Annotated in this window: 28 protein-coding genes and 1 pseudogene; 11 read left to right on the forward strand and 18 right to left on the reverse strand. The window is 36.8% G+C overall.

Going from position 1 to position 26,395, the window contains the following annotated elements; all coding sequences use genetic code 11:
- Positions 1–1,313: PDC sensor domain-containing protein (locus BS85_RS0108995; RefSeq protein ID WP_026944493.1), on the reverse strand; the 1,313-nt coding region annotated here is incomplete at its 3' end.
- A 186-nt stretch (positions 1,314–1,499) separates the two neighbouring features.
- The gene (locus tag BS85_RS0109000; RefSeq protein WP_026944494.1) at positions 1,500–1,937 is read right to left on the reverse strand and encodes a Dps family protein; all 438 of its coding nucleotides are present in this window, start codon (positions 1,935–1,937) and stop codon (positions 1,500–1,502) included.
- Positions 1,938–2,318: 381 nt separating this feature from the next.
- On the opposite strand from BS85_RS0109000, the gene BS85_RS10950 reads away from it, so the two are divergent.
- Positions 2,319–3,170 carry an FkbM family methyltransferase gene (locus tag BS85_RS10950; protein WP_051604772.1) on the forward strand — a complete coding sequence of 284 codons (852 nt, stop codon included), beginning with the start codon at positions 2,319–2,321 and terminating at the stop codon, positions 3,168–3,170.
- Between the two features lie 279 nt (positions 3,171–3,449).
- Here the strand turns inward: BS85_RS10950 and moaA are convergent, their stop codons facing one another.
- The gene (gene moaA / locus BS85_RS0109015) at positions 3,450–4,448 is read right to left on the reverse strand and encodes a GTP 3',8-cyclase MoaA (RefSeq protein ID WP_026944497.1); all 999 of its coding nucleotides are present in this window, start codon (positions 4,446–4,448) and stop codon (positions 3,450–3,452) included.
- A gap of 114 nt (positions 4,449–4,562) precedes the next feature.
- Between moaA and BS85_RS0109020 the strand changes: the two genes are divergently transcribed.
- Together BS85_RS0109020 and flhB are read left to right on the forward strand one after the other, a co-directional pair.
- Positions 4,563–5,210 carry a molybdenum cofactor guanylyltransferase gene (locus BS85_RS0109020; RefSeq protein ID WP_026944498.1) on the forward strand — a complete coding sequence of 216 codons (648 nt, stop codon included), beginning with the start codon at positions 4,563–4,565 and terminating at the stop codon, positions 5,208–5,210.
- Position 5,211: 1 nt separating this feature from the next.
- A complete protein-coding gene (flhB, locus tag BS85_RS0109025; RefSeq protein WP_026944499.1) occupies positions 5,212–6,276 on the forward strand; it encodes a flagellar biosynthesis protein FlhB in 1,065 nt (354 codons plus the stop codon).
- A gap of 220 nt (positions 6,277–6,496) precedes the next feature.
- Here flhB and BS85_RS0109035 read toward each other — a convergent pair whose 3' ends face one another.
- Positions 6,497–8,020 carry a YifB family Mg chelatase-like AAA ATPase gene (locus tag BS85_RS0109035; RefSeq protein ID WP_026944500.1) on the reverse strand — a complete coding sequence of 508 codons (1,524 nt, stop codon included), beginning with the start codon at positions 8,018–8,020 and terminating at the stop codon, positions 6,497–6,499.
- 189 nt (positions 8,021–8,209) lie between these two features.
- Here BS85_RS0109035 and BS85_RS11635 point away from each other — a divergent pair, with 189 nt between their 5' ends.
- Complete coding sequence (locus BS85_RS11635) at positions 8,210–8,425, forward strand: hypothetical protein (RefSeq protein ID WP_156938121.1); 216 nt, start codon at positions 8,210–8,212, stop codon at positions 8,423–8,425.
- Here BS85_RS11635 and BS85_RS0109045 read toward each other — a convergent pair.
- From BS85_RS0109045 to BS85_RS0109080, 8 genes are all read right to left on the reverse strand, one after another.
- Complete coding sequence (locus BS85_RS0109045; RefSeq protein ID WP_026944501.1) at positions 8,415–8,921, reverse strand: hypothetical protein; 507 nt, start codon at positions 8,919–8,921, stop codon at positions 8,415–8,417. The genes BS85_RS11635 and BS85_RS0109045 overlap by 11 nt on opposite strands.
- 8 nt (positions 8,922–8,929) lie before the next feature.
- Positions 8,930–9,514, reverse strand: coding sequence for a DUF4879 domain-containing protein (locus BS85_RS0109050; protein ID WP_026944502.1), 585 nt, complete (start codon positions 9,512–9,514; stop codon positions 8,930–8,932).
- Between the two features lie 174 nt (positions 9,515–9,688).
- Entirely contained in the window at positions 9,689–9,946 is a 258-nt protein-coding gene (gene rpsR / locus BS85_RS0109055; protein ID WP_026944503.1) for a 30S ribosomal protein S18, read from the reverse strand.
- A 10-nt stretch (positions 9,947–9,956) separates the two neighbouring features.
- A complete protein-coding gene (locus BS85_RS0109060) occupies positions 9,957–10,487 on the reverse strand; it encodes a single-stranded DNA-binding protein (RefSeq protein WP_026944504.1) in 531 nt (176 codons plus the stop codon).
- Positions 10,488–10,505: 18 nt separating this feature from the next.
- On the reverse strand, positions 10,506–10,892 hold the full coding sequence (rpsF, locus tag BS85_RS0109065) for a 30S ribosomal protein S6 (protein ID WP_026944505.1): 387 nt from the start codon (positions 10,890–10,892) through the stop codon (positions 10,506–10,508).
- Between the two features lie 88 nt (positions 10,893–10,980).
- Complete coding sequence (locus BS85_RS0109070) at positions 10,981–11,994, reverse strand: hypothetical protein (RefSeq protein WP_026944506.1); 1,014 nt, start codon at positions 11,992–11,994, stop codon at positions 10,981–10,983.
- Positions 11,994–14,165, reverse strand: a complete 2,172-nt coding sequence (locus tag BS85_RS0109075; protein ID WP_026944507.1) for an RNB domain-containing ribonuclease — start codon at positions 14,163–14,165, stop codon at positions 11,994–11,996. The genes BS85_RS0109070 and BS85_RS0109075 overlap by 1 nt, the downstream gene beginning before the upstream one ends.
- Positions 14,158–15,021, reverse strand: coding sequence for an HDOD domain-containing protein (locus tag BS85_RS0109080; protein ID WP_051604773.1), 864 nt, complete (start codon positions 15,019–15,021; stop codon positions 14,158–14,160). The genes BS85_RS0109075 and BS85_RS0109080 overlap by 8 nt, the downstream gene beginning before the upstream one ends.
- A 116-nt stretch (positions 15,022–15,137) precedes the next feature.
- Here BS85_RS0109080 and rfaD point away from each other — a divergent pair, with 116 nt between their 5' ends.
- The 4 genes from rfaD to BS85_RS0109100 are packed head-to-tail and all read left to right on the forward strand — an operon-like array spanning position 15,138 to position 18,724.
- Positions 15,138–16,163 (forward strand): ADP-glyceromanno-heptose 6-epimerase, encoded by a 1,026-nt coding sequence (gene rfaD / locus BS85_RS0109085; RefSeq protein ID WP_026944509.1) that lies wholly within the window; start codon positions 15,138–15,140, stop codon positions 16,161–16,163.
- Positions 16,160–17,713 carry a D-glycero-beta-D-manno-heptose-7-phosphate kinase gene (gene rfaE1 / locus BS85_RS0109090; RefSeq protein ID WP_026944510.1) on the forward strand — a complete coding sequence of 518 codons (1,554 nt, stop codon included), beginning with the start codon at positions 16,160–16,162 and terminating at the stop codon, positions 17,711–17,713. The genes rfaD and rfaE1 overlap by 4 nt, the downstream gene beginning before the upstream one ends.
- Positions 17,714–18,277 carry a D-sedoheptulose 7-phosphate isomerase gene (gmhA, locus tag BS85_RS0109095; protein ID WP_026944511.1) on the forward strand — a complete coding sequence of 188 codons (564 nt, stop codon included), beginning with the start codon at positions 17,714–17,716 and terminating at the stop codon, positions 18,275–18,277.
- Positions 18,278–18,724: a hypothetical protein gene (locus BS85_RS0109100; protein ID WP_051604774.1), complete on the forward strand. Its 447-nt coding sequence runs from the start codon at positions 18,278–18,280 to the stop codon at positions 18,722–18,724.
- Positions 18,725–18,732: 8 nt separating this feature from the next.
- Here BS85_RS0109100 and BS85_RS10660 read toward each other — a convergent pair.
- The 6 genes and pseudogenes from BS85_RS10660 to BS85_RS0109130 form a co-directional block, all read right to left on the reverse strand.
- Positions 18,733–19,336 (reverse strand): annotated as a pseudogene (locus tag BS85_RS10660) (GIY-YIG nuclease family protein).
- A gap of 1 nt (position 19,337) precedes the next feature.
- A complete protein-coding gene (locus BS85_RS0109110; protein WP_034551574.1) occupies positions 19,338–20,342 on the reverse strand; it encodes a DNA adenine methylase in 1,005 nt (334 codons plus the stop codon).
- Between the two features lie 38 nt (positions 20,343–20,380).
- Positions 20,381–21,880 carry a pilus (MSHA type) biogenesis protein MshL gene (locus BS85_RS0109115; RefSeq protein WP_026944514.1) on the reverse strand — a complete coding sequence of 500 codons (1,500 nt, stop codon included), beginning with the start codon at positions 21,878–21,880 and terminating at the stop codon, positions 20,381–20,383.
- Positions 21,881–22,162 carry a hypothetical protein gene (locus BS85_RS0109120; protein ID WP_026944515.1) on the reverse strand — a complete coding sequence of 94 codons (282 nt, stop codon included), beginning with the start codon at positions 22,160–22,162 and terminating at the stop codon, positions 21,881–21,883.
- Positions 22,163–22,174: 12 nt separating this feature from the next.
- Positions 22,175–22,753, reverse strand: a complete 579-nt coding sequence (locus BS85_RS0109125) for a hypothetical protein (protein WP_026944516.1) — start codon at positions 22,751–22,753, stop codon at positions 22,175–22,177.
- Entirely contained in the window at positions 22,750–23,862 is a 1,113-nt protein-coding gene (locus tag BS85_RS0109130) for a hypothetical protein (protein ID WP_026944517.1), read from the reverse strand. The genes BS85_RS0109125 and BS85_RS0109130 overlap by 4 nt, the downstream gene beginning before the upstream one ends.
- 225 nt (positions 23,863–24,087) lie before the next feature.
- On the opposite strand from BS85_RS0109130, the gene gltS reads away from it, so the two are divergent.
- The 3 genes from gltS (at position 24,088) to BS85_RS0109145 (ending at position 26,370) form a co-directional block, all read left to right on the forward strand.
- Positions 24,088–25,299 (forward strand): sodium/glutamate symporter, encoded by a 1,212-nt coding sequence (gene gltS / locus BS85_RS0109135; RefSeq protein ID WP_026944518.1) that lies wholly within the window; start codon positions 24,088–24,090, stop codon positions 25,297–25,299.
- A gap of 11 nt (positions 25,300–25,310) precedes the next feature.
- Entirely contained in the window at positions 25,311–25,484 is a 174-nt protein-coding gene (locus tag BS85_RS11640) for a hypothetical protein (protein WP_156938122.1), read from the forward strand.
- A 97-nt stretch (positions 25,485–25,581) separates the two neighbouring features.
- Positions 25,582–26,370, forward strand: a complete 789-nt coding sequence (locus BS85_RS0109145) for a DUF2971 domain-containing protein (RefSeq protein ID WP_026944519.1) — start codon at positions 25,582–25,584, stop codon at positions 26,368–26,370.
- Positions 26,371–26,395: the final 25 nt, after the last annotated feature.

Genomic DNA, 26,395 nt, shown 5'->3' on the forward strand with positions numbered 1-26,395 from the left:
ACTCTATGGATTTCATTCATATTAGAACCCACTTGTTTTTGTAAAACATCCAACATATTGTTCAACACATTCTTTAATTCTATCAGCTGTGGATTGTGAGGATTCTCTATGATTCTTGCTGTTAAGTCTCCATTTTCTACTGCTTTAGCTGTTTGTGCAGATTGAGCAATGGCTGTTTCATCTTTTTCTAAACCTTTTTGAATGTTTTGAATGTTTTGGTTGATTTCTTTTGCAATCGTTCCAAACTCATCATTGGATTTGATTTGAATCAGATTTGCTGTTTTTGTATCGTGGTTGAGGTAGGAGAAGAAGTGGGTTAAGCCTCGTGTGATTTGTGCTAACGGTTTCAAGAAAATCTTAATGATAAAGAAAAGTATAATAGAGCCGACAAGAATTAAACAAGCATTAATTGCTAAGTTTTTTAAAGCAGTGATATTCGCCGCTGCCGTATAATCTTCATAATTTGCACTTGCAACCATAATCCAACCAAAAGGCATTGTTTGGTAGTGTGCAATTCTCTCTGTGTTTGTGTGATCTACTAGATTAATGATGCCGTGTGGATTTTTCTTAACCGCTTGCGTTATTGCAATTTCTTGTGGCGTTTCTTTTCCGTTGAGGACAAGCTCTGGAATCTCGTGAGATACGGTTTCGCCATTTTGGTCTAGGATATAAATATTTAGACTTGGAAAATCCGGAGTATCAAAGTTTTTGAATCTTTCTTGAAATAAATCCAAAGGAATATCTACCGCAATCACTCCAGCAAATTTTCCATTTCTGTGAAATGGCAATGCAGCGGTAGCTAAATGTCTTCCCGCGAGTTTGCCGCTTTTAGAAAGATAGGCGGGTGTTACAATAAATCCACCTTTTTGTTTGGCTTGGATATACCATAGAGCCTCTCGCATATCTTTGTATGTTGAGGGGATTGGAGTAAGAGTATTACTAAAACTAACGGGCACTTTGTCCTCTAGCCATTCATCAATAAAATCCCCATTATCTTCATATACTACCCAAATATCGGGATATTTTACGGTGTGTTGGACATTGGATAATGCTCTGCGGACGGAGGCGAAATCTTGGCGGTCAATGTTGCTTAGTTGCTCTGCCAAAAATTTCAAATGCTGTTCTGCTTCAATGTTCATAGTAATATTTATTGTTGTATAGGAAGCCTTTAGAATACTTTCCTGCAACAAATGATAAACTTTTGCCGAATCGTCAATCGTATTTCTATAATTCATAATTGCACTAATGCTAATCATGATTACAAATGTTATCACGATTGTTGCTGCAATTTTTGTAACAAGTGATGCTTTCATAAAAATCTCCTTCTTTCTTTTAGGGTTCTAAAAATTATAGAATAATATAAAATTTATTTTTAAAATATTATATATTTTAGTATTTGAATAATTTATTTATCTTAATTAAAGCTTGAAAAAGAAAACCAAATAAAAGAGGTTGCTAAATTTTAATTAGCAACCTTGTTGAAGAAGGGGAGGAATTGATTATGCAAGTTGTGCTTTAAGCATCCAGATTGCTTTTTCTAAACTAGCAATTTTTTCATCTGCTAGAGAAATTGTCCCCTTATCATTTACTTCGTCTGCCAAGTCTGAAAGTGTCTTGAAAGACTTTAAAAAATATTCATAATCGGGCAAAACAGCCTTTACAATAGTCTTAGAATCAAAGCTTGTTTTGGAGTCTTCTTTGATTTTACTAGCCGCTAACATATCTTTTAGCGTTACATAAGGCTTCTCGCCGATTTGTAAAATGCGCTCTGCAACTTCGTCCATTTGCTCTGTTACTTCATCATACATTGCTTCTAATGCACTATGTACAGGGTGGAAATCCATTCCCTTAACATTCCAATGGTAATTATGAAGCTTAATATAAAACACAGCTGAATCTGCTTGAATTTGCTTTAATGCTTGAACAACTTTATTCATTGTTATCTCCTTAAATTTTTGATGATGAATTATACAGATGAAACTCTTAAAGGAAAATAATTATCGTTAAGAAAATTATTTTTCCCTAAACTCCCCTATTTTTCTCTCTTTTATGTCATAATTCCACATCATTTTGATTGAGACATTAAAAAGGAGTTACAACAATGAATCCAAATAGTGCAGTTGAAAGAACAAAAAATCATCTAGCCTATAAACTAGGACAAGAAATGCTAAAAAGCAATAAGAGAGCGGGGGCTTTTATTTAGGCTTTTAAAGATAAAAACAACCCATCAAAAAGAATCTAACTCTTCCCAACAATAGAAATTTCCCAAACTTGAAACCCTAAAAGACTATCCCCAATCCTTAGAGCTTAAAAACTCTTTGAGTTATCGTCTAGGAGAAGAGCTCATCAATGCCTGTAAGTTTTGGTGGTGTGGAGGACTCCTTTATTTTGTTTTAAGGATTCCAAGCATTAGGGCGGAGGTGCGACAACATAAGCAATCCATAAAGCCTGATGTTTTACAAAAATCTTTGCAAGAAGTAAAAAATCAGTGCAATGCGCTTCGCAACACACAGATTCTAATACGGCGCACATTATGCGATTCCAAAGGAGTAGATTTTTTGAATCTGTGTTTGCAAAACGCTTCTGTCCCACATCGGTATTATTTTATCTTTTACAAAATGCCTTATCAAAAATCGCTTTGCAATCATTCGCCCATTTGTATTGATGCGGGGGCGCATAAAGGGGTTGTAACGGATATGATTTTGCAATGTGGCGGGATTTCTTATGCATTTGAGCCTAATTGTTATTTGGCGGAGTTTTTGAGAAACAAATATCAAGGTAATCCCAATGTGATTCTTTATCAAAATGCGGTTTCAGACAGAAATTATACAACGCAGTTTTTGGAATATAGTTTGTTAAGCGATGGCAATAGAATCGTGGGAGGCGATACCTCTAAGAAAGCTTATGGTGTTGAGGTTCTTGACTTAACAGAGGTAATTTTAGAGATTCTAAGTCAATATTCCAAAATTTATTTTCTAAAGCTTGATATAGAGGGGGCAGAATTTGAGATTATAGATAAAATTATAACTCTTGGACTTTGGAAGAAGATTGATTATATCGCTTGTGAGACACACGAGAGATTCTTTGTTGATGGAGAACAGAAAATGCAGAATCTCAAAAGAAAAATAGAGGAAAATCGGATTGAAAATATTTTATTGGATTGGGCGTAAATTGTCCTTGCAAGTGTAGAGCATTTATTGCCCTCATCAAGATTGTGGATTCCTTTGTATCTTTGCAAGAGATGAAAGAGTCTATCATCAAGCATACAGGAATACTTGCCACCTCGTCATCACAAGGAGTGAGAGGAGCAAATGACGAGGCAATCTACAATATCGCGCTTCTTTAAAGCTTTAAAGATTCCATAGCTTGATTTACTTTTCACGAGATTAGGATTGCTTCACTTTGTTCGCAAGGACACAATGTCAAACTTAACACAGAATCCCACAGGCTTATCCGCCCGTTTGGTAGAATGCTCTTTGGGAGACTGCATTTTCATTCCAATCGTTTTTTTCCGGTTTGGTTTCTATGCAAAGTTTTAGGCGAGAGAGAATCTCTTGTGTATTGCCTTGTAGCATTGCCTCTTTAATATCTATTGCATTGTTGTGATAAAGGCAGGGAATCAGTTTGCCCTCACTGCTTAAGCGGATTCTGTTGCAAGTTTTACAGAAATCATCGTTATGCGGCGCAATGACGCCAAAAACATAATCACGATTTAACTCTACACCCAATTTTGATTTAATTTCTTGTTGTGGAATCTTAAAAAGTGTTGCAGGACCTATAATCTCTTTTTCAAAGAGTTGTGTGCGATACTTTGCTTGAATTTCTGTTAAGATTTCAGCAAGTTTTAATCCAGCGATTCCTCCTTTAGCGTGTGAATTTTCCATATATTCAATGAATCGCACCATTATGTCCCGTTTAATACCATATTCCAAGATAGAGAGAATCTCCTCCGCATTAATTCCTTTGAGGGGAACCATATTGAGCTTGATTTTAAGTCCGACTTGGTGCGCCGCTTCAATGCCCTCTAAGATTTTTTCTAATCCGTCCCTTTTGGAAATGCAAACGATTCTGTCTTTTTGCAAGGAATCTAGCGAGATATTAATGCGCTTTAAACCCGCTTCTTTTAGTGGTTTAGCAAGTGGGGCAAGCAAAAAGGCATTTGTGGTGAGTGCAATGTCAATTTGTGGGGCAAGGGCGCAAATTTGTGCAATAAATTCAACAATTTTAGAGCGCAAAAGTGGTTCTCCACCGGTAATTCTTATTTTTTTTACCCCTTCTTGGATTGCAACTTTGATGAAGTTTAACACCGATTCCAAAGGAACATCGTCTCTTTCGTCTCCTAAGTTCATTGGCGTATTTGGCATACAATACGCACAGCGGAAATTGCACCTTTCTGTTACACTAATGCGCATATAATCAATGGTTCTACCAAAACTATCTACTAACACACTTTCTCCTAGAGTTTCAAGTTTAGAATCCTACCAAAACTTCTACGAAAAAAGATATAATTTTGCTAGAACTTTAGCTTGATTTTTTAATTGTTTTGTATTTTAGGAGATGATTTGACAAAATTTTCAATACCTTGTGTGATTTTATGTGGTGGCAGAAGCACAAGAATGGGGCAACTAAAGCAAAATTTAAAAATGGGAAATACATTCCTAGCAAAGCAAGAAACTTTAGCAGATTTTCAAGCTAGACATTTCAGCCAATGGTTTTCTAGTTTGTATTTTTCTGCTAAGTTTGAAATTTTAAACACATTAGGAATCACTACGATTTTGGATTTGCCTGTGGGTGGTGCGGATTTAACAAATGTGCAGGATTGGCAAAATGCTCCCAAACATCAATTTGCACCCATTTTTGGTTTGCAAAGCGTTTTGGAGTTTTTGCAATGCAATGTGTTTGTGGTAAGCATTGATACGCCTTTTTTGGATTGCGATTCTATTGCGTTGCTTTTGCAATCCTTTACAAAGAATCCTAAACCAACTTTTGCTAAAAACACTAAAATACACCCTTTGCTTGGGATTTATACACTAGAATCTTTAGTAAATATTCAAGCCCAAATTGCGCAAGGAGATTACAAGCTTATGCGACTTTTGGGAAAAATTGATGCACAATTTGTGGAAATCAATGAAAGCAAAACACAAAATCTCAATACGCCACAAGAATATCAAGAAGCTTTAATGCAAATGCAATCTAGGGTAAAGGCATAAAATGGCAGACGAAGAAGAAAAAACCGAAGCTCCCTCCGCGCGAAAAATTGAGAAAGCGCGCGAGGAGGGAAATGTCCTAAAAAGCCCCGATGTTAATGCCTTTTTAGGGCTAACAATGGGATTGGTATTAATCTTTTTGTGTTTTAGCTTTTGGGTGCAGGGTGTGAGCAATGTGTTTGAACAAATCTATCAGCAATTCTCCCAAGATTTAACGCGCGAAAACGCAATGTCTATCACAATTTCTTTAGTTTTTCAGATTCTTTATTTACTTGCGCCTATATTTGTTGGACTAATGATTATTGGTGTGGTGGCGAATGTGGCGCAAAGTGGATTTTTACTAACCGCAAAAGCAATTCAGCCCAAATTGCAAAAACTTAATTTTATCAGCGGAATGAAAAATCTTATTTCACTTAAAAAACTTTTGGACGGATTTTTGATTACTTTTAAGGTAATGACCGCTTTTGTTATTGCATTTTTTGTTTTTATTGGCTTTATGCACGAGCTTACAACCGTTGCCTTGTTTCCCATTGGCGACCAAATGCTATGGTTTCGCGACAAGGCAATCATTCTAATTGGAATCTTGTTGGCGTTTTTTATGGTAATGGCAAGCGTGGATTATCTCATCAAGCGGTATCAATATTTTAAATCTTTGCGTATGAGCAAGCAAGAAGTGAAAGATGAGTTTAAGAATATGGAAGGAGACCAGCAGGTTAAAGGAAAGATTCGTTCTCTTATGTTTCAAGCAGCGCGTAAGCGAATGATGCAGAATCTCCCTAGTGCCGATGTTGTAGTAACAAACCCTACGCATTATGCGGTTGCTCTGCGCTATGATAGCAAAAAAGACCGCGCTCCACGCGTCTTGGCTAAAGGTGCGGATTTTTTAGCTCAACGCATTAAAGAAGTTGCAAAAGAATATGAGATTCCAATTATAGAAAATCCTCCTTTGGCTCGTGCTTTATATAAAGATGTAGATTTGGATATGGAGATTCCAGAGACATTATATCAAGCAATGGTAGAAGTGCTAATCAAAGTCCAAAAAATCAACGATGAGCGTAGGAAAAAGTAAGCAAATGCAAAGGTTTCTTTATGTTGGATTATGGATTGCCACGAAAATTTTTCAAATTTTCTCGCAATGACAGAAATAAACCATTGCGTCATTGCGAGGAATGAATAAAGTGAGAGACGAAGCAATCTATAATGTTGCATACTTAATAGTCTTTACAATGGAATCGCAAAATACAAAAATTACAAGCGAGATTCTATCCTCACGGAATCTGCATTTATGATTATATTTTGCGAAAGCTCAAAGCCTCTAGCAAATGCTCTTTTTGAATTTTTGTGGAAGATTCCAAATCCGCAATCGTGCGTGCCACACGCAAAATTTTATCGTATCCGCGCTTGGAGATTCCAAATTTCTCACAAGCAATTTCTAAAGTCTCTTTTGTGGTAGAATCTAATACGCAAAGCCTTTCTAATTCCACACCTTGTAAGCGAGAATTGAAGCAAGTTTGTCCGCGCTGTTTTTGGAATACAAAGGCTTTTAAGACTAAATTTTGCAAAGCCTTAGAATCTATGCGGTGAGTGCTTTGTTTGCCTTCTTGCATTTGCACAAACAAATCTAGTCTATCCCAAAATGGCTCGGAAATTTTGGATTTATAGGCATTAATTTCTTTTTGGTTGCAGCGACACTCTTTACTAAGGCTCAAAAGATTACCACAAGGGCAAGGATTCATCGCACCGATGAACATAAAATCCGTAGGACAAGTGATTTTTGCTTGTAGGCGTGAAATGGTGAAATAGTGATTCTGCAATGGCTCACGCAGGGATTCTAAAACACTTTTAGGAAAGTGCGGTAACTCGTCTAAAAAGAGGACGCCAAGATGCGCCATACCAATTTCACCCGATTTGATATTTTGCCCCACAGCACTTCCTAAGATAGCCGCTTTTGTTGCGCTATTATGTGGATTGCGAAAGGGTCTATGCGGAGAAATTTCAAGCGTGTTGGCAGCCATTTGCAAGATTTCATAGAGCGTTAGAGGTGGCAAAATATAAGGAATCCTTGTAGCAATCATACTTTTACCGCTCCCCGCACTGCCCTCAAGCAAGAGATTATGGAATCCACAAGTTGCGATGAGTGCAGCGCGTTTGGCGCGTTCTTGTCCGATAATATCACAAAAATCAAGTGGAAATTCTTGCGTGTAATAATACTTCTCTCCCGCAATTTCTTGACACAAAAAGGGCAAGTCGCAAGGGTGCGATTCCAAAGGTGGTAATTTTTGTAAAATCTCAATAGCCTCTTGGAGGCAATCCACATAATAGGCTTTGAGATTGGGAAGTTTAGAATAAAATCCTTGCGCAACTTTGGGAAGCAAAAAGAGGGAATCGGATTGTTTGCTTAGCAGAGAAAAAAGCAGTGGATAGATAGAGGAGCTATCCTTAATGCGCCCATCTAGTCCAAGTTCTCCAAAGGCAAAGATTTTTGGGGGTTTGGAATCTGTATTTTGCCGTGTAATCTCACTAAGGTTGCAAGTGCCATTGAGCGCAATCAGCAGGGCAATAGGCAAATCATAAAAACTTCCCTGCTTGGGAATGTCCGATGGGGAAAGATTGACATTGATTTTAAGCGGAGGAAATTTGAAATTGTTTGCAAGTAAAGAGGATTGCACACGCTGTTTGGATTCCTGAATCGCATTGCCCGCAAGTCCTGTAATGCTAAAAGAGGGCAGGGCGCGTGTAAAACTTACTTCCACTTCTACAATTTTTGCTTCAAGCCCTACCTGTGCCGCGCAATAGAGCAGGTTTAATCCCATATTTTTCCTTGTTTTAGGTTTCAGTGTATCGGAAGTTTGTAAGAATTGCAAACAAAAGAAGTAGATTTTGCAAAATTATTGTTTGATTGAATCAAATAGTAACATAGTTGTTATGGAATCTAGCTTTTTAGTTGTCGTGATTGTATTGTAAGATTTTCTTTTTGCGGGATTGCGGATTGGATTCTACAAATGAAATCTTGCAAAGACACCACCGCGTCATTGCGAAGCGTTAGACGAAGCGCACAATCCGCAAGTTCTGCCCACACCTGCAAATCCATAATCAAGCATAAAGTAAATATAGCAATGGAATCTTTAAGGAAGTGCATTATTATAGATTGCCACAGCCTCTTACGAGGCTTCGCAATGACAGAAAAGCAAGACGCAAGAGAGAATCTTAAGCTTTGATTCCTTGCAGAATCTCACTTAAAACATCAATGGCTTGACTTTTCTCCGCTTCAAAGAGATATTGAGGCTTTGAACTCCAATGCCCAAATTCATCTAAATATCCACCCACATTTTGGTAGTTTTCTAATGCACTGATTGAGTTTTCTACAATTTTTTCCATTGTTTTTGGATTCGTTTCTCCAAGCCATTGCCTTAGAATCTCAAAGCTTTTATCAGGCGTTCCATAAATCCTTGCTGATTCCATTGCAGCTGCTTGTCCTATACCGACAAGAGCCATAAAAGAAGATTTAGTATTTGTAACATCCCAATTTAAATTCAAAAAATCGTGCAATTGTTGCGGGGATTCCTCTTGTATCTCTTGATTTTTATCTATGCTATTTGCATTTGTTTGTAAGGATAAAAGCATATCAAATGAAGTTGTATTCTCTTGCTGTTTCTGCGTTGTTTGGTAGAGAAGAGAAGTTTCTCGCATAGTGGGATTTGTGCCAATTTGCATAGGAATCCTTACTTAATATAAATGCTTGTGCTCATTGTGGGACCAACATTAATAGAACGCGCTGTGTAAGTAAATGTGCCATTGGTATTGCTAGGCTTGGAAATATCCCATTGCTCATACCAACCAAACACCACATTATCACTTCCAGCAGCACCTTGACAATCTATCATTGTCGCTTGATTTCCTGCGAAAGTTGCGCTATCTGTGTTCCTGCCTCCATAGCCTCTAACACCCGTTATAACATAAAAAGTGCTTCCCCCGTGATTCAAGTTTGTGCTTGTTTGACCCTCATTGATGTATTCACACCCTCCAGCATCAGAGGAACATACTTGTAGAATATACACAGCACTTACAGGTGGGGCTACTGCCTTTGTGGCTTCATTGTTTTTATTTTCCTCATATGCCTTTTTCATTCTCTCTAAAGATTTATCAAATTCCCCATTGCGAATTTTTTCCTTTAATGGAGAATCTACCTCGCCATTGTGCGCAACTTTCTCTTTGCCCTTTGTGGTATTATAGTTGCTCTCTGCACCCAATGCGATTCCACAACCTAAAACACTTGCCAACGCAAGACTTAAAAATTTTCTTGTCATTTTGACTTCTTAAAATAAGAGTTGTAGAATCTTAAGCAAAAATTGTTCCGATACCAAAGATTTCTGTATGCAAAATAATAGATTATTGTAATTTAATGAGGCTTTGCAAGGGCGAAGCAATAGACGCATTGGTTTTCGTCCTTGCGGGGTTTGTTTGTTTGTGTGGGGCGTGGATTAGATTTTAAAAGGGTTTTCAACCACTCTTTTTCTATCCACAATATAAGGAATTAACGCCATTTGTCTTGCGCGTTTGATTGCGACTTCTACGCGCTCTTGCCATTTTTTAGAGTTGCCTGTTAAGCGACGAGGCATAATTTTGTAACGTTCAGAAAGTGAATGCTTAAGCATTTCTACATCTTTGTAGTCAATAAAATCAATTTTTGCCTCTGTGTATCTGCAATATCGTTTGGAGTATCTTTTTTTCTCTGCCATCATTTATCCTTTAAAATGGTATTTCTTCATCGTTAATATCAATTACAGGGATTTCGGGCTCTTTAGATCTTTGAGGTTTTGAGGTATTTTGTTGGGTATTTTGCGCTTCATAGTTGTTGTAGCCACCATTACCGCCTTGTATGTTTTCACCATAATTATCATTTGGATAGCTATTGCCTCCATAACCTCCGCTATTCCCGTAGTTCCCACCTTCGCTTCTTGAACCTAGCATTTGCATATTTTCAGCAGTAATGCTATGTTTGCTACGTTTTTGTCCGGTATTGTCTGTCCAACTTTCCAATACCAACCGCCCCTCAATTAGCACAGATGAGCCTTTTTTGAGGTATTGGTTTGCCACTTCAGCAGTTCGCCCAAAAAGATTCACATCAATATAGCAAACTTCATCGCCTTGCGAACCATCTTGTCTCTTGAATCGGCGATTGACTGCAAGTCCGAGTTTGGCTAACGCAGAACCACTAGGCAAATAACGCAGTTCTACATCTCGTGTTAAATTCCCTACTAAAATGACTTTGTTAAACATTGAATATCCTTGAAGCCCTTATTCTTGAGGAGCTTTTTCTTCTGCTTCTTTTAGGGGTGCAGATTTTTTATTATTGATTGCTCTATCTACCAAAACTTCCCAAGCTTTTTGCTCTTTTTTGCTGTCGTATTTGATAACAATAAAGCGTAAAATATCCTCATTGATACGATAGAGACGCTCTAATTCCAAAACGAGCTTTGGTTCTGCTTTAAAATAAATTACAAAGTAGTAGCCACGTTTATTCTTTTTAATCTCATAGGCAAGATTACGCATACCCATATCCAAAGTTGCGCTAATTTCGCCATTATTGTTAATAATAGCTGTTTTGTAAAAATCAATCTTTTGAGTGATTTCTTCTTGTGTTAAAGTGGGTTTAACCACAAACATAGTCTCATAAAAACGCATAAAATCTCCTTATGGATTTGCCCTTTTGTGATTCAAAAGAGCAAGGAATGAAATTTATTTATTTTTACAAAATGTAAAAGGGTTAATTCTATTTTAAAATTGCTTGAATTTTCATTAAAGCACTCAAAAATCCATTATTTTTGTTCGCGCCCTTTAAAGAATCCTCTCTCCAAGCATTGAGAATATAGAAAATGGATTCGTATTGCGATTCTCTAAGCAGAATCGCAAATCTCTTTTTTTGCTCTAGCAATGCGGGAGGTAATTTGTAGCCTAAAACTTCCTGCGATGAAGCCTCACCATAAATTCTGATATGGCTTGAGAATAAAAAAAGCACAAAAAAGTATTTTTGAATCTCATTAATAAGTGGCACTTCTTCAAAGCCTTGCTCTAAAAAATGTGATAATTTGTCAAAAAAAGGTTTTTTAAGCAAGAGAGATTCCAAGATTTCTTCTAGCTTCACACTGCCTAGAGAGAATCCTAAACCCTCTATGATTTCTGCATTGATTTCTTGGTCAAAAATTGCATATTTTCTTAGTTCTGCTATGCTCAATCCTAAATCAAAGTTTTGAATTTCAAGGATTTTGCGTAAATTAAAATCTGAAATTTGAATCTTAAATTCTTGCGCATATTCTTTTAGAATCATCATTGCTTCATTCAAGTTTGGAATAAAGAATCGCGCTTCAAAAATGCCGAATTTAGAAAGGCTTGGAGAGAAGCTAGAAGTCATTGCGCGTGCGTCAGCCATATACTCACTTGCGCTTTTATTTTCTGCTTGATAAAACTCTAAAATGCAATAGCCTGAACCATTTTTTGTTAAAGTCTGAATCAAAGAATCTAGCTGTTTTTTGGGAATTTTTTTGTCGATTTTAATCCAAACAAGTGCTTCATCTCCAAAGAGTGAGCCTTGAGAAAAGCAACTAAGCGCACTTTGAAAATCAAACTCATTAAAATAAAAGCTGTTTTTTTCGCAACCTTTTTCAAGAATATTTCGCGCAATTTTTTCACCATAATAGCCAATCAAAAATGGTTCTTCTCCATAAAGTAGAATCGCACGAATCTCTGTTTTATTGGTAAGTTTAGTGTCTAATTCCCTTTTATACATTATTTGCCTTTGCGTTTATGGCGAGGGAGGGGTTTTGGATTAACATAAGAACTCCTTTTCTTGCGCTGGATATTTTTTCTGATACTTTGTGCGTTTTCCTTAATTCTTTGCTTGGTTTGTTTATCCTTTTGACACTTTTTTGCAAAAAGATATTTTGAAATTTGTTTAGTTTCTTTCCCAAAACTTTCATTGTAGCACTCTACGATTCTACCATAAATTTTTGCCGTTGCAATCTGCACATCTATAATTTGAACACGCACTTTTTGATACTTTACCCCATTGCCTTTGAGGCTAATAACACGCGCTCCTTGCAAAGGAGTTGCTGTAAGAGAAATGAGCTCGGGTTTAGTATCGTTTAAAATAATGCCTTCAAATGTTTGTCCAATTTTGCGGCTTAAAAATCGTGCAAATTTACGATCTTTGAAATCTATTTCTGCTTTTGCAACTTCGCGCTCTTTTTGGCTTAAACTTTCACAAAGTAAAGGCAGGGATTCCTTAATGGTATAATCCTCGCAAAGCTTGATTTTTGCCTTTAGGATTCTATGCAAAAGCAAATCGCTATAACGGCGAATCGGGGAAGTAAAATGGCTGTAAGCTTCAAATCCTAGCCCAAAATGTCCGATATTATGACTTGCATAAAATGCTTGTGGCATTGATTTGATAATGAGTTTATCCACTTCATTTTCCATATTAGCAAGTTTTGCGGCTTTTTGCACATTTAAAATGGCTTGATGAAAATCTTTTGGATTTGTCGGAATTGCTTTTTCCCAAATGCCAAGCAATTTAAGTTCTGCAAATAATTCTTGGATTCCATCAGGTTTGGGTTTGGAATGGACGCGATAAATGCCTAGTTTCAGGTTGTCATCGTTTGCAGTTGTTTTTTGGGTTTGCAGTTTTGCGCTCTGCATATTTGCTAGGAGCATACATTCTTCTACAAGTTGATGACTAAATGTTTGGGATTCTATTTTTATGTTTTTTAATTCTAAATTTTTGTCTAGCTCCATTGATTTTTCATCGCCTAAAAAATCAAATCCAAATTTTAGCCTTTTAGCTCGGAGCTTCTGGGCTAGGGTGTGGAGATGCAGAATCGGCGTTCTAAGTGAGGGCAAAACTTGTTTGTTTGTGCCGTTTTTTATCAGTGCATCTACTTCCTCATAGGTGAGTTTTTGTCGCACTTTAATGACCGCTTCAAACAATTCACTATTTAACACGGCTTTGGTGCGTTTGTGCAAACGAATCTTCCAAACCATTGCAAGACGCAATTTACCCTCATTTAAAGAGCAAAGATTCTCACTTAAAGCGCGGGGTAACATAGGGATAGATTTATGTGGAAAATAAATGCTAAAACCGCGATTCTTTGCCTCTAAATCTAGCGGAGATTCCTCTTTTACATAATAACTAACATCAGCAATCGCGACATAAAGTATAGAGGATTCCGCGTCAAAATAAATCGCATCATCGTGGTCTTTTGCGCCAAGTGGGTCAATCGCGCAAAAAGGCAAATGTGTGCAATCCATTCGCTCTTTAAAGTCTTTTAGCCGCACTTCTGGGAAACTTTCTGCTTGTAATTGGGCGTTGAGGTTAAAAGATTCTTGTCTATTGTAGAGGCAAAGCGTTAGAATTTCATCAATTTTAGGGTCTTCTAATGTGCCTAAAATCTCCAAAATTTCTCCATTTTGGGGATTGAGTTTTAAAATTGTATTAGAGGGTAAAGTTTTGAGTGATTTTTGACTTGCTTTGATTTTATAGGGAATCTCATTGGGAATAGAGATGGCAATACAATCTAGTTTATACTTTTCAAGATAGCAAAGCACAAATCTGTCTTTGGATTCTAAAATTTTCATCACTTTTGCGCGGGGACGATTGGCGTTTTTCAAGTGCCTAGTAAGCAGTTTAGCTAACACAATATCGCCCTTTTGCGCACCTTTTAATAAGTTTTTTTCTACGAGCCAATCTTGTCTGTTGGATTTTGGCAAAGGCGTGATAAACCCATAGCCTTCACGCGTTAATTCTACTTTGCCAATGCAAAATTGTTTTTTTAAGAAGTAACGATTTTTGTGCAAAGTCAGCACATCAAAGCGATAGAGTGATTCTAAGAGTTGTGAAAAAGAATCTGCAAGCTTGAAATCAAGCGGAATTCCAATGCGTAAAAGATTTAAAAACTCATTCATCAATCAGCGGATAGTCCTCATTGGGTGAATCCATTTCCTTATCCAAACGCATATCCCTTAAGGTTGCATCAAAGCTCTCCAAATCTAGGCAATATTCCTCTACCAAACCCCTTGCTTCTTGGATTTGTTCTTTACTTGCAATTTCATAGGGGTTAATGAGCGCATTAAGCACCCTTAAAGGATAGATATAAATTTTCAAATCCTCTCTTGGAGCAGGATTCTTTAAATCTTGCATTACCTGCACAATTGTCTCTTCAAATCCCCAATGTTCAAAGAGAGATTCTAGCACTTCAAATTGGTTGCAACCAAGCATATCTTGCTCCACCTCTAAGAAATTCTTAGGATTCACCTTTGACATAAAATCCTCGTGGATTTTTGCCTGTTTTAAACAATTTGAAATGATTGCCATACCAATGTGCATTGTTAGGGCGCAAGGGGTTAGAATCTCAAGTAAATGGACGGCTTTTTGCTGCCATCTATACAAAAAAGCATTTTTAATATTAGAGACTTCAACAAAAGATTGAACTTCTAGTTGATAAGGTGTTAAATCTATCGTAAATTTTGCTCTAATAGCAGCGGCGATTGCTAATCCTTTGGAAGTAGAGATTCCAAACATTGAGACAGCTTGCAAAACAGAATTTACTTGACGATGATACCCATAGAGTGGAGAGTTTGCATTTTTGATTAAGTCCATTGTCAAAAAAGGATCTTGCTCAATGACATTTGCAACTTGCTTAATGCTTGAGTTTTCGTATGCACAGATTCTTTGTAGCTCAAGAATCGTTTGAGGTAGCGGTGGCAGAGCATCAATTTCATTTATAATAAAATCTTTTATTGTTTGCGTATTTTCTGACATAATAAGATAATTCCAAATTTATGAGAATCAAAGAATCAAAATAAAATCATAGCATAAACTCTCTAAAATTCAGAGAATTTTGCTACAATAAAGCCAAATCTTTAAAGGGAGAAAATATGCAATACATTGACGATTCTTTGAAGGGCAAACGGATTTTAATTACAGGTGGCGCAGGATTTATTGGTTCAAATCTTGCACTCTATTTTCAAAAATACCATAAAGATGCGGAAGTAGTAGTGTTGGATAGCTTTAGAAATGAGACAAAGTTTAGCAATGGAAACTTGAAGTCTCTAGGACATTTTAAGAATCTTCTTGATTTTAAGGGCGAGGTGATTGTAGGAGATATTACCGATAAAGAGGATTTGGCAAGATTAGAGAAGCGCAAATTTGATTATATCTTTCATCAAGCAGCGATTTCGGATACCACCGTGATGAATCAAGAGGCGATTTTACGCGCAAATGTGAATGCGTTTAAGGATTTGTTGGACTTGTGTGCGCGCAGCAATGCAAGTATGATTTATGCTTCAAGTGCCGGCGTTTATGGCAATAGCCCAGCACCCAATAGTATCGGCAGTGGGGAGATTCCAGAAAATGTTTATGGATTTTCTAAATTGATGATGGACAATCTTACGATGAAATACTTAAAGAATTTTCCGCTTTTAAACATTGTGGGGTTGAGGTATTTTAATGTTTATGGAGAAAATGAAGTTTATAAAGGTAAAACTGCTTCAATGATTTTGCAGCTAGGATTACAAGCGTTGAAGTCTAAAAAAGTGCGTTTGTTCAAAATGGGTGAGCAAAAACGCGATTTTGTGTATATTCAAGATGTGATTGCGGCAAATGTCAAGGCAATCCACGCGAAAAAAAGTGGAATCTATAATGTTGGTAGTGGCAAGGCAAGAAGCTATAACGACATTATTCAATGCCTCAAAACAAATTTAGGTGAATTTGAGGTGGAGTATATTGAGAATCCCTATAAGTTTTTTCAAACACACACAGAAGCCAATATTGTTTTAACCAAAAAATTTTTAGATTATGAGCCAAGATTCTCGCTAGAGGTGGGAATCAAAAACTATTTAAGCCAAATTAAAGCAATTCATAGTGCAAATCTGTGGGAAGAAGTTTTGGGAAATAATGTATGAAGCCAAATATTTTAGTCGTGGGGGATTTGATTTTAGACCATTACATTTGGGGAAATTGTGAGCGCATTTCTCCTGAAGCACCGGTGCAAGTGATTGATGTAAAAAGGGAATCTTTAAATTTAGGTGGTGCGTGTAATGTCGCAAACAATCTCATAAGCTTGGAATCCAATGTGTGGATTTGCGGAATGGTGGGTTGCGATGAAGCAGGTAACACCTTAAAACAAGAATTGAAAAATAGGGGCATTAAGATAGAGGGAATTTTCTCCAACCCTTTGCGCCCTACAACACAAAAATCTCGCCTCATTGCAGCGCATCAACAAGTTGTGCGGATTGATAGGGAGGATAAAAGCCCCATTTGCCAAGAGGGCGAGAAGTTTATTTTGGATTTTGTAGAGCATACGCTTGTGAAATCCAAATTGCAATGTCTTGTGCTAAGTGATTACCGAAAGGGTGTGTTGAGCGAATCTTTAACGCAAAGTTTGATTGCCTTAGCCAAAGCACACAATTTAAAGATTTTAATAGACCCAAAAGGCAAAGATTATACAAAGTATAAAGGTGCAACCCTACTTACTCCCAACAAAAAAGAAGCAATACAAGCCACAGGGATTAATGTTTGCGATGAGGATTCGTTGCAAGATTGCATTGTGGCGTTGCAAAAGATGTGCGCGTTAGAGGTTTCCTTAATCACCCTAAGCGAAGATGGAATCGCATTTGCCACAAGGGATTCTATCCAAGCAGAAAGTGTTAAATTAGAGAGAATGCCAACGATTGCACGGGAAGTCTTTGATGTAACAGGAGCAGGAGACACGGTGATTGCTTCTTTGGCTTATATGTTAGCATTAGGCAAACCCGTCTCTCAAAGTGTGTATTTTGCTAATGCCGCCGCTGCGGTGGTGGTAAGCAAAGTGGGTTCTGCAACTGCGAGCAAAAAAGAAATTTTTGCCTATCTTAGACGCAACAATCTTTTGGATTCTGCTTTGGTGAATGCAGAATTTTTAAAAATTTTTGACGAGGAATCCTGCTTGAATCATTTGAGCGAACGAATGGTAAAGATTTTTAAGCGACAAAAACTCCTATCGTATTGGGATAAATGGATAAAAGCGGAGGAATTGAATGAATTTTTGGAATCTCTCCGCCAACTCAAAGAGGAAAACTTCAAAATTGTTTTTACAAATGGCTGCTTTGATATTTTACATTTAGGACATATTGATTATTTGCACAAAGCACGGAATCTAGGGGATTTATTAATTGTTGGCTTGAATAGCGATTCCTCTATTACGCACCTTAAAGGAACTTTGCGTCCTATAAATGAGGAAAAAGATAGAATCGCAATGCTTTGTGCTTTGGAATGTGTGGATTTTGTCGTGGTGTTTAGCGAGGAAACTCCGCGAGAGTTGATTGCAAAAATTCGTCCGCATACATTGGTAAAAGGCGCAGATTATGCAAATAAAGAAGTAGTGGGGCGGGAGTTTAGCGAGGAAGTGCGCTTGATAGAATTTATAGAGGGCAAAAGCACAAGCCAATTAATCCAAAAAATAAAGGAATCTTAAATGAAACAAGTGATTTTAGGGGAGATTGCCGCGCATTTAGAGAGTGCGCAAAAAATGGAATCTCTAGCACAAGATTTAGAAAATGCGGCGCAAATGGCAATAGAAGTGTTAAAAAGTGGTGGAAAGATTCTGCTTTGTGGCAATGGAGGAAGTGCAGCAGACAGCCAACACATTGCGGCAGAACTTACAGGAAGATACAAGAAGGAGCGTAAGGGTTTATGCGCAATCGCTCTCACAACCGATACAAGTGCTTTAAGTGCGATTGGAAATGATTATGGCTATGAGTTTGTGTTTTCTAGGCAAGTGGAGGCGATAGCAAGGAGTGGGGATTTGTTACTTGGAATCTCCACAAGTGGCAATAGCAAAAATGTCCTCAATGCCCTAAAAATTGCGCGTCAGATAGGTTGCAAAACCTTAGGATTTAGCGGAGGGAGCGGGGGAGAAATGCGGAATCTCTGCGATGTCCTGCTCATCTCTCCAAGTAGCGACACACCGCGCATTCAAGAAATGCACATTTTAATGGGGCATATTCTTTGCGATTTAATTGAAAGAGAGGCGGAATAATTGCAAGAATTTTTTGAAAAAACGATTGCCGCTTGTGGAAGTGGGGATAGCAGTTTGGATTCCGCGCTTTTTAAACAGCTCCAAAAGGACGGAATTATGGCAAACTTTGCAGATTTATCCGCCGATGAGAGGGGCATTTACTTTCGTTTTTCAAGCAATAAAATCTGTAAAATTATGCTCTATCAAGCAAGAATCCAAGAGATGACTTTTAGGAGCAAAGGTGATCCTTTTGTGCATTTGTGTGGGTGCGAGGAAGCTTTAGAAAATCTTAAAAATCCCGATTTTATCGCTACGATTTCTCTTGATTTGCGCTTTTTTCTAGGGATTTATTCGCATAAGGTGCAGACAAAATTTTTTAACGACAAACCTTTGCAAATTTGTCCCATTTGCGCCAAAACTCTTGCAGAATCCTTCAATAATGACTTAAGAGAGTTTTTGCGGGGGTAGAGAAATTATTACCTTTTTACTGCCTCTCTTTTTATATTTTTCTCCCGCACAGAGCTATTTTTTAGAATCTCTGCGTGTTCGTTTTTAATGTCTAGTGGCCAGTCCATTCCTTGTTCTTGCACATTCCAATCGGGATGTTTTCCACCCTCAACACTTAAATAATCCTCCACACAACATTGTTCTATAAGTTTATAAGAAATATAAGCATTTTGGATTCTTTTAAGCCCAAAAAGTCCTTTAATGTCTTTTGTAAAATTCTCTTGATAAATCATATAAAATTCTATTTTTGCACCGCTTAGAATCGTATGATAGAGAAAATACCATATCCCAAAACTTCTAATACTCGGTCGCCCCTTTGTCCCGCCATCACGATAAATGGATAAAGTATTTTTAATGCCACCATCGGCTTGACTTCCGCCAATCTTTTTAATCTCGCCATTGACAACGATAAGATAAACCCTTGCTACATTTTGTGTTAAAATGCTTTGAGGTATATGGATTGCCCTTTTCGTCTTTCAAGTCTTTAAGATAATTAAAATTAAGTCTTGTACTTCCCTCTACAAACTCCACATCAGCAATTTTAAAAGCAGTTTTGACTTCGTCTATTTTCATTTTATTCCTTTATAATTAACAACTCGTGGCTGTGTTTGATATTATCTTTATCGCCTCTCTCTATGCGATTTTTACCAACACGCGTTTCGCCTTGCCCCATTGTGTATTGCCATTTAGGCTCTAGGATTCTAAACTCCTTATAGGCTTCTCGCACAAATTCGCAGTCATTATAGCTTAAAATAAACTTGCCCTTGTGATTTTTCAAAAGCTCTGCCAAAAGTGCGTGATTAAATCCATTATGATGAATAGGAAAATTCCGCATAGGATAGATTCCCTTAAACATTTGAGAATCCCCCTCTAAAAAATAAGGTGGGTCGCAATAGAAAAAATCTTTAGGATAGGTTTCAAACACTTTTTCAAAGCTTACGCATTCTACACTTAGATTTTGTAACCTCTCATCTTGCCCTAGATTTTTAAGCTTTTGCAACGCATTGAAGTAGCGGCTTTTGTCCTCATAAATCTTACTCATCCAGCCTAAAAATCCGGGTCCATAGGAGAGATTAAAATTAAAATAATAATCTCTTGCAAGTGTGAGAGAATCCAAATGTTTTTGTGGGATATTCTTTGCATTTTTATGCCTTTCATTCCAGTAAGCTTTTAGCTCCTCTTTTATTTCCGCATAGATTTCCTTTGTGGGTTCAAGCTCTAATAAGGCTTCATAAAGTCTATTAGAATCTGCAATCAAAACTTGCCAAAAATTCACCAAAATATCAAAAATATCAAAGGCTTTCACTTCTAAATCTAGCTCCAAAGCACTTGCGATTTCTACGCTCCCTCCTCCCATAAAGGGCGAAATAAGCCTTTTTGTATCATTAGGAAAATGCTCCAAGATTAGCCCAACCGCTAGGCTCTTGCCTCCACCATAGCGCAAAGGGCTTTTTGTGTAGCGTTTGTAGTGTAAGGATTTGCCTTTAAGTATCTCTAAAAATAAATCTTTTTTATCTATAAAATTGTGTGTAAATAGAGGAGAAAATAAATTTTGTTCCTCATTAATACTTATTGTCATTTCTCTATCCTTGTTCTAACTGCATTATTCTACCAAATTTATTCCTTATTCTTTCTATCAATCTTTTCCTCATCAATTAAGCGATAGCCGAGAGATTCTAAGCTCAATACATTATCTGTGATGATTTTTGGCTCAATGATAAACAAAATTTCCTCCGTATTTTGCACTTCTTGTGAATAAGAAAAAAGCAGTTTCAACAAAGGTATGTCCCCAAGTAAAGGCACTTTGTTTTGTTGGTGAATCGTGTTTTGGGAAATCAATCCACCCAAAATTATCTTTTGATTATTTTTTACCTTGACAATAGAGCTTAGCTGATTGGTTGTAAGATTGGGAGGAGTGTCAAAGGCATTGCTTGGAATCTCGCTTTTGTTGTCTTTGGTTTTGGTAATAGAGGGATTAATTTTAAGCATTATTTCCTCCCCAAACACCAAAGGCGTGATGTCCAAAAGCACACCAGCAAAGATACTAGGATATTCGTTGTCGGTATTTGTGAGCGTGGTTTGTGCATTGGTGTTTTGGTAAATATTGCTTTTCTTGTAGCGCAAAATATCTCCCACACTAATCATTGCGGGTTGATTATTGAGCGTAAGAACTTTGGGATTGGAAATAGATTGCACCTCTCCATAGGTTTTTAGAAACTCTACAATGCGTGTGAGGCTTAAGCCTTGCGAGAAAATATTTAAACCATAATGCAAACTGCGTCCGCTATCGCCACCGATGAGGTTTAGTCCGCTGACATTGCCCATTTCGCCCTTGCCTCCTAAACTTGCACTCTCACCAAAAGGCGGAATTACAAGATTCTGCAAATCGTAAAGACTCTCCCAATTAATCCCCAAAGTCTCTGTGTTTTTGTGTGCAACACTTAAAATATGCACATCAATCAAAACTTGTTGCTGTAAGCGTTCGTGCAGGTTTTGGATATAGGATTCTACCTTTTGGAGTGATTTTCTATCGCCCTTGACGCTGACTAATCCCGCGCCACGATTGATAATCACACGCCCTTCCTCTGCTTTGGCATTCATCATTGTTAAGATTTCTGTTTCAATCGTTTCCCAGAAGTTAAATCCGTCTTCACTTTTGATATTGATTCCAGACTTGCTTAAATTGTCTTCATCTCTTTGCGTGTTGTAGTTGCTTTGCCGCTCCTCATTATTGATAGAGACAGAAGTATTGCTAATGCCCTGCCGATTCGTGCTTAAGTAGTTGATTTTGAAAGTTTTTGTTTCATTAATTTTAAGTCTTAAAATGTCCTTTTCAAAAGAATAATGCAAATTTGCTGCATTAAAAAGCAATTCAAAGATAAAATTCAAATCCTTGTCTTTAAAGTTAATCATAGAAAGATTTTGATTGAGCCGCGATTCTATTGCGGTTTCGTCCCACACCACGCTAAATTGGCATTCACTAGAAAATTCGTTTAAAACCTCACTAATTTTGATAGGATAATTTTGTAAAGAGAGATTAAAAAGGCGATTTTGACACGCAAAAAGCGGAGAGAAAAGCAAAAGAAATAGAAGGCTGAATTGGCAAAGAAGTCGCATTTAGTTCCTTAATAGTTTTGATTTTTGTAAGCAAATTGTGCTTAAGTCTTGCGTGGAGGATTCCTCCAAAATCACGCAGTTATTTTGAATTTTAAGAATCCTAAAGTTTGCATTTTGCGCATTAAAAGTCGTTTGCACTTTATACCATTTGCCATTGAAGTTTGCCTTGTCTTTCATCAAGCCATAAAGATTCAAACTTTCGCTCTTTATAGTGCTATTACCATAATAAAAAGGGTCTGCATAAGCAAGTGATAAAATAAGGTTAAAGAATAAAATTTTCATATCAATTCCTTGTTATAAGGGAGGATTTGTCTCTATATTTCTGTGCAGCAAAATTTCTAAGTAAAATTCTAAATGCCCCATAGAAGCATTAGGATAGAGGCAAAGAGAGCGAATTTGTAAATGGGATTGTGATTCTAAATTTTCTAAAAAGCCAAAGAAGTTTTCATATTTTCCCTTTGCGCTTAAGTAGATTTGTTTATTTTCTTGTGAAATAGCAAAGTCTTTCAAGTTTTTAGAATCCGCAACTTGCGTTAGCGCATAAATGCTAGATTGTCTTTGCAAGAGATTTTTTTGTTTTTCTTGTGAGGCTATTTTTTGTTCTAAATCTTGGATAGAATCTTGCAAAGATTCATCATCAAGGCTTTGGGCTGTTTTAGAAGTATTTTGCAGATTCAAAAGTTCGCTTTCTAAATGGATTTTCATCTGCTTTTTATCCTCTAAAGATTGCTTGGCTCTTTCAAAACCCAAACCAAAAACCAACAAAAAGCCTATTAAAAAGCAAAAAATAAATAATAAAATCAATTCACGCTTGGAGCGCATATTCAAATAAGATTCTGTGTTTTTCAATATGGGATCCAAAGATTCTTTCATTGTGGAATCCTAAGTCTTGTTTGTATCCAATAAAAATCTTGATATTTTTCTAGGTTTTGTATCTCGCCTAAATGCGTTTTTTCTACTTCTTCTAAAACTTGTAAGGTATTTTTACCCATCAAAAGCAAAGAATACAAGTCCTTTTCTAGCCCCAAATAAGCAATTTTCACATTTTGTTGCTCTAAAATCGGATTCATAATGTTAAAGAAAGGCGTAAGTTGGGCTGTGTTTGGAATCGCGCTTTTGAGAAATTGAGCATTTTTTGCATAAAGCATTTGGAGGGAATCTAGTTTTTCTTGTAGGAGCAATATTTGCTTTTGGGATTCTGTGTAGTTTTGATTTTGTTGGTTGATTCTTAGATGTTGTTCGTGGATTTTGGATTGTAGGTTTGCTATTTCTTGGTTTGTTAGTAAAGATAGAATCCACAATGTAAGACAAACTCCAAAACCTACAAAAACACCCAATACACAAAACTTTAAGGCTTTGCCAATTTTTTGTTTGCTTAAGGGGAGTGTTTTTTCAAGAGGGTTAAAGTTTAGAGATTCTAAAAGTTGGATTGTGTTAAGATTGCAAGAAAGTATTTGCGCTCCAAATTGCGCTTGTATTTCTTGCGTTTCTTTTATTGCATCATTTTTGCCTAGAATCCAAAGGGTAAGGAGAAAATCTTTATCTTTTTGTTTAAAGTGTTCAATTTTTTCTCTTGCCATTTCAAAACTTTTAATGGGTTGCAGATATGTAATTTTTGCGTTTTCATAATGGATAAGCGTCCATTGATCGTAAGAATCTAGCACTAAAAATGTTTGAGACTCTTGATTGTCCTGCAAAAACTGCGCACACAAAAGACTAGGGTGGCTAAGGAAAGTTTCTGCATTACTGACATAACTTCTAAGCGAGTCCTTATTAAGCAATAAACAATGATAAGTATTGGAATCTTTAGGGTTGGAAAAATGTAAGAAATACTCACAAGTATGCGGGAGATTCAGCAAAGAGCAGATTTTATCTTCTAAAAAATCTTCCAAAACTTCTGGGGATTCTTGAATCTTTTGATTTTCTTTTTCGTTTAAAATTAATGTATAAAATATAATTTCCTTGTTTTTAAAACACTCCAAATTTATTAAACCTTATTTATAAAATACGCAATTACCTTAGATAATAGCTTAAAAAAGTTTAAATTGTTGGACTTTGAAAATGGAAGCTTATGAAAATGAAAGCAAAAAGAATAAATGTTACAATTTGTATCTGTTTAATATAGAATCTTGACTTTTGACTTAAGGTAAGATTCCACTCTAATTTGCTTTTGATTATAATGTTACATTTTAAAGCAGGAGTGATAAATGGCAATTCCATTGAATTTTTATGCGACTTTGCTTAGTATGATTTTTGTCTTACTATTGGGTCGTTTTCTTATTGGCAAAGTGAAGTTTTTGCAAGACTATAATATCCCTGAACCTGTAGTGGGCGGAATCATAGCTGCGCTTTTGATTTTTTGCCTTTATCGTTATGGGCAAATAGAATTAAAGTTTGATTCCTCGTTAAAAGACCCCTTAATGTTAGCATTTTACGCTAGTATTGGTTTGAGTGCAGATTTTGCTTCGCTCAAAAAAGGCGGAAAGATTCTTTTTGTCTTTCTAATCTTCGTTTCTGTGCTACTCTTTTTGCAAAATATTGCGGGAGTGCTTACGGCTAAGTTTATGGGCGTGAATCCCGTAATTGGTTTGCTTGGAGGCTCCATCACAATGAGTGGGGGACACGGAACGGGTGCTGCGTGGGCAGATATTTTTAAAGCAGCCCCTTATGAGTTTGAAGCTGCTTTGGAGGTAGCTATGGCTTGTGCGACTTTTGGATTAATCGCAGGTGGGGTGATTGGTGGTCCTGTGGCACATTATCTTGTAAAAAAATATCAACTACAACTCCCAAGTAAAGATGTAGTAGAGGAGGGTTTGCCAAAGGGCTTTGAAAAACCAGAGAAAGAGAGATTGATTACTGCGACTTCATTTGTGGAATCTCTAGCTTTGATTGCGATTTCTTTGTTGATTGGAACGCTTGTTTCGAGCTATCTAAAAGGCTCTTCTTTCACGCTTCCTACTTTTGTATGGTGTCTGTTCGTGGGTGCAGTTTTACGCAATGTGCTCTCATTAACCAAAGTGCATCAAGTTTTTGATAGAGAAGTTTCGGTGCTAGGAAATGTGAGTTTGTCTTTGTTTTTGGCTTATGCTTTAATGACAATTAATCTCACACAACTTGTCTCTCTTGCGCTTCCTATGCTCGTGATTCTCACAATCCAAGTGGTGCTAATGGTGTTTTTTGCTATTTTTGTTACTTTTAGATTCTGTGGGCGTGATTATGATGCGGCAGTTTTAGCTGCGGGACATTGTGGGTTTGGACTTGGAGCAACTCCTACGGCTATGGCAAATATGCAAACGGTTACGCAACACTATGGTATGAGCCATATGGCGTTTATCGTCGTGCCTTTGGTGGGCGCGTTTTTTATTGACCTTGTAAATGCAATCGTGATTAGTGGAGTGCTAAAACTTCCATTTTTTTAGGATTTATCCTTGTGAGATTCTTGCATTTGGATTGCTTCACTGCGTTTGCAATGACAGATTGGTGTGCGTCCTTGCGAGACTTGATTTATCAAGTTGTGGCACTCTATGATCTGAATCTCGTTGATTTAGATTCTATTTTGCGAGATTGCTTTGCTCACAAGAACGCAAATGCAAAGATTCATTAATAAAAATCCAAATTTTATTCATTCAGTAAATATTAAGCAAATTGTAAAAAAAAAGGGGGGTATTATTCTTTGAATTTTTGATTTTGTGGAGTAGAGAATGGCGCAAGATAAAAGCCTAGAAATCCCAAAAGATGAATGGGAAAAATTGACTTTTTGCAAGTTTAGAGGGCTCGTGTATGAAAAAGGAGATGAACAGCTACTCTTGCCAAGTAAAAGGGATTGTGCAAAATATAAATCCAATTTTGATTTCAAAGAGATTTTGGAAAATAGCGAATTATACATACCTGATTTTGAAAATTTTAATGATGTTGATGAAGGGCGATATTGGTTTTATAACAATGAAGAAAATAAAGAGCAGAATAAAAAGTTAGCAGAAACAATAGAAGAAGAGGTTGAAAAGGTGAGACACAAGAAACCGCACAATAAAATTTGCTCTTTTTCGCTTGAAAGTGAATTAAAGGAATCGGATTTGGATTTAATGTGGGCGCATTATGCAAATGCTCATTGCGGTGTGCGGATTGATTTTAGGATTAATCCTAGCTATCAAGGTAAAGTATATAAAATAAAATACACCAATCAAGCACCAACTTATAATCTTGATGAGATTTCACAGCATTTAATGAAAATAATGACGATAAAAAAGAAATGCTTTGGATACGAGCGAGAGTATCGGGCGATAATTGAGGGTGGAAATGAGAAAGAAGCTAAACTTCCGATTCTTATCCAAAGAATCACTTTAGGCAGGAAATTTTCTAAAAATCTTATTTTTGATGAATCGGAAAATGTGAAATTTGATGAGAATGTTATAAGGATTGCAAGGCAGATTTTGGAAATATGGAAAAGCGGCAATAAAAATGACTATGAAAGAGGAGATAAAAACTCCTGAAATTTGGGCGTATAAGGGTAGATAT

It is taken from the genome of Helicobacter rodentium ATCC 700285 (assembly GCF_000687535.1).
In the GTDB taxonomy this organism is placed as follows: Bacteria; Campylobacterota; Campylobacteria; order Campylobacterales; family Helicobacteraceae; genus Helicobacter_D; species Helicobacter_D rodentium.

Excerpts from the sequence above, each read along its gene's own strand:
- BS85_RS0109050 (WP_026944502.1), bottom strand. The coding sequence starts at position 9,514 with ATGACAAGAAAATTTTTAAGTCTTGCGTTGGCAAGTGTTTTAGGTTGT.
- BS85_RS0109080 (WP_051604773.1), bottom strand. The coding sequence starts at position 15,021 with ATGTCAGAAAATACGCAAACAATAAAAGATTTTATTATAAATGAAATT.
- rpsF (WP_026944505.1), bottom strand. The coding sequence starts at position 10,892 with ATGCGTTTTTATGAGACTATGTTTGTGGTTAAACCCACTTTAACACAA.
- BS85_RS0109035 (WP_026944500.1), bottom strand. The coding sequence starts at position 8,020 with ATGGGATTAAACCTGCTCTATTGCGCGGCACAGGTAGGGCTTGAAGCA.
- rfaD (WP_026944509.1), top strand. The coding sequence starts at position 15,138 with ATGCAATACATTGACGATTCTTTGAAGGGCAAACGGATTTTAATTACA.
- rpsR (WP_026944503.1), bottom strand. The coding sequence starts at position 9,946 with ATGGCAGAGAAAAAAAGATACTCCAAACGATATTGCAGATACACAGAG.
- gmhA (WP_026944511.1), top strand. The coding sequence starts at position 17,714 with ATGAAACAAGTGATTTTAGGGGAGATTGCCGCGCATTTAGAGAGTGCG.
- BS85_RS11635 (WP_156938121.1), top strand. The coding sequence starts at position 8,210 with ATGAAATCTTGCAAAGACACCACCGCGTCATTGCGAAGCGTTAGACGA.
- rfaE1 (WP_026944510.1), top strand. The coding sequence starts at position 16,160 with ATGAAGCCAAATATTTTAGTCGTGGGGGATTTGATTTTAGACCATTAC.
- BS85_RS0109075 (WP_026944507.1), bottom strand. The coding sequence starts at position 14,165 with ATGAATGAGTTTTTAAATCTTTTACGCATTGGAATTCCGCTTGATTTC.
- flhB (WP_026944499.1), top strand. The coding sequence starts at position 5,212 with ATGGCAGACGAAGAAGAAAAAACCGAAGCTCCCTCCGCGCGAAAAATT.
- BS85_RS0109125 (WP_026944516.1), bottom strand. The coding sequence starts at position 22,753 with ATGAAAGAATCTTTGGATCCCATATTGAAAAACACAGAATCTTATTTG.
- BS85_RS0109060 (WP_026944504.1), bottom strand. The coding sequence starts at position 10,487 with ATGTTTAACAAAGTCATTTTAGTAGGGAATTTAACACGAGATGTAGAA.
- BS85_RS0109115 (WP_026944514.1), bottom strand. The coding sequence starts at position 21,880 with ATGCGACTTCTTTGCCAATTCAGCCTTCTATTTCTTTTGCTTTTCTCT.
- BS85_RS0109000 (WP_026944494.1), bottom strand. The coding sequence starts at position 1,937 with ATGAATAAAGTTGTTCAAGCATTAAAGCAAATTCAAGCAGATTCAGCT.
- BS85_RS0109120 (WP_026944515.1), bottom strand. The coding sequence starts at position 22,162 with ATGAAAATTTTATTCTTTAACCTTATTTTATCACTTGCTTATGCAGAC.
- BS85_RS0109070 (WP_026944506.1), bottom strand. The coding sequence starts at position 11,994 with ATGTATAAAAGGGAATTAGACACTAAACTTACCAATAAAACAGAGATT.
- BS85_RS0109045 (WP_026944501.1), bottom strand. The coding sequence starts at position 8,921 with ATGCAAATTGGCACAAATCCCACTATGCGAGAAACTTCTCTTCTCTAC.
- BS85_RS0109110 (WP_034551574.1), bottom strand. The coding sequence starts at position 20,342 with ATGACAATAAGTATTAATGAGGAACAAAATTTATTTTCTCCTCTATTT.
- BS85_RS0109145 (WP_026944519.1), top strand. The coding sequence starts at position 25,582 with ATGGCGCAAGATAAAAGCCTAGAAATCCCAAAAGATGAATGGGAAAAA.
- gltS (WP_026944518.1), top strand. The coding sequence starts at position 24,088 with ATGGCAATTCCATTGAATTTTTATGCGACTTTGCTTAGTATGATTTTT.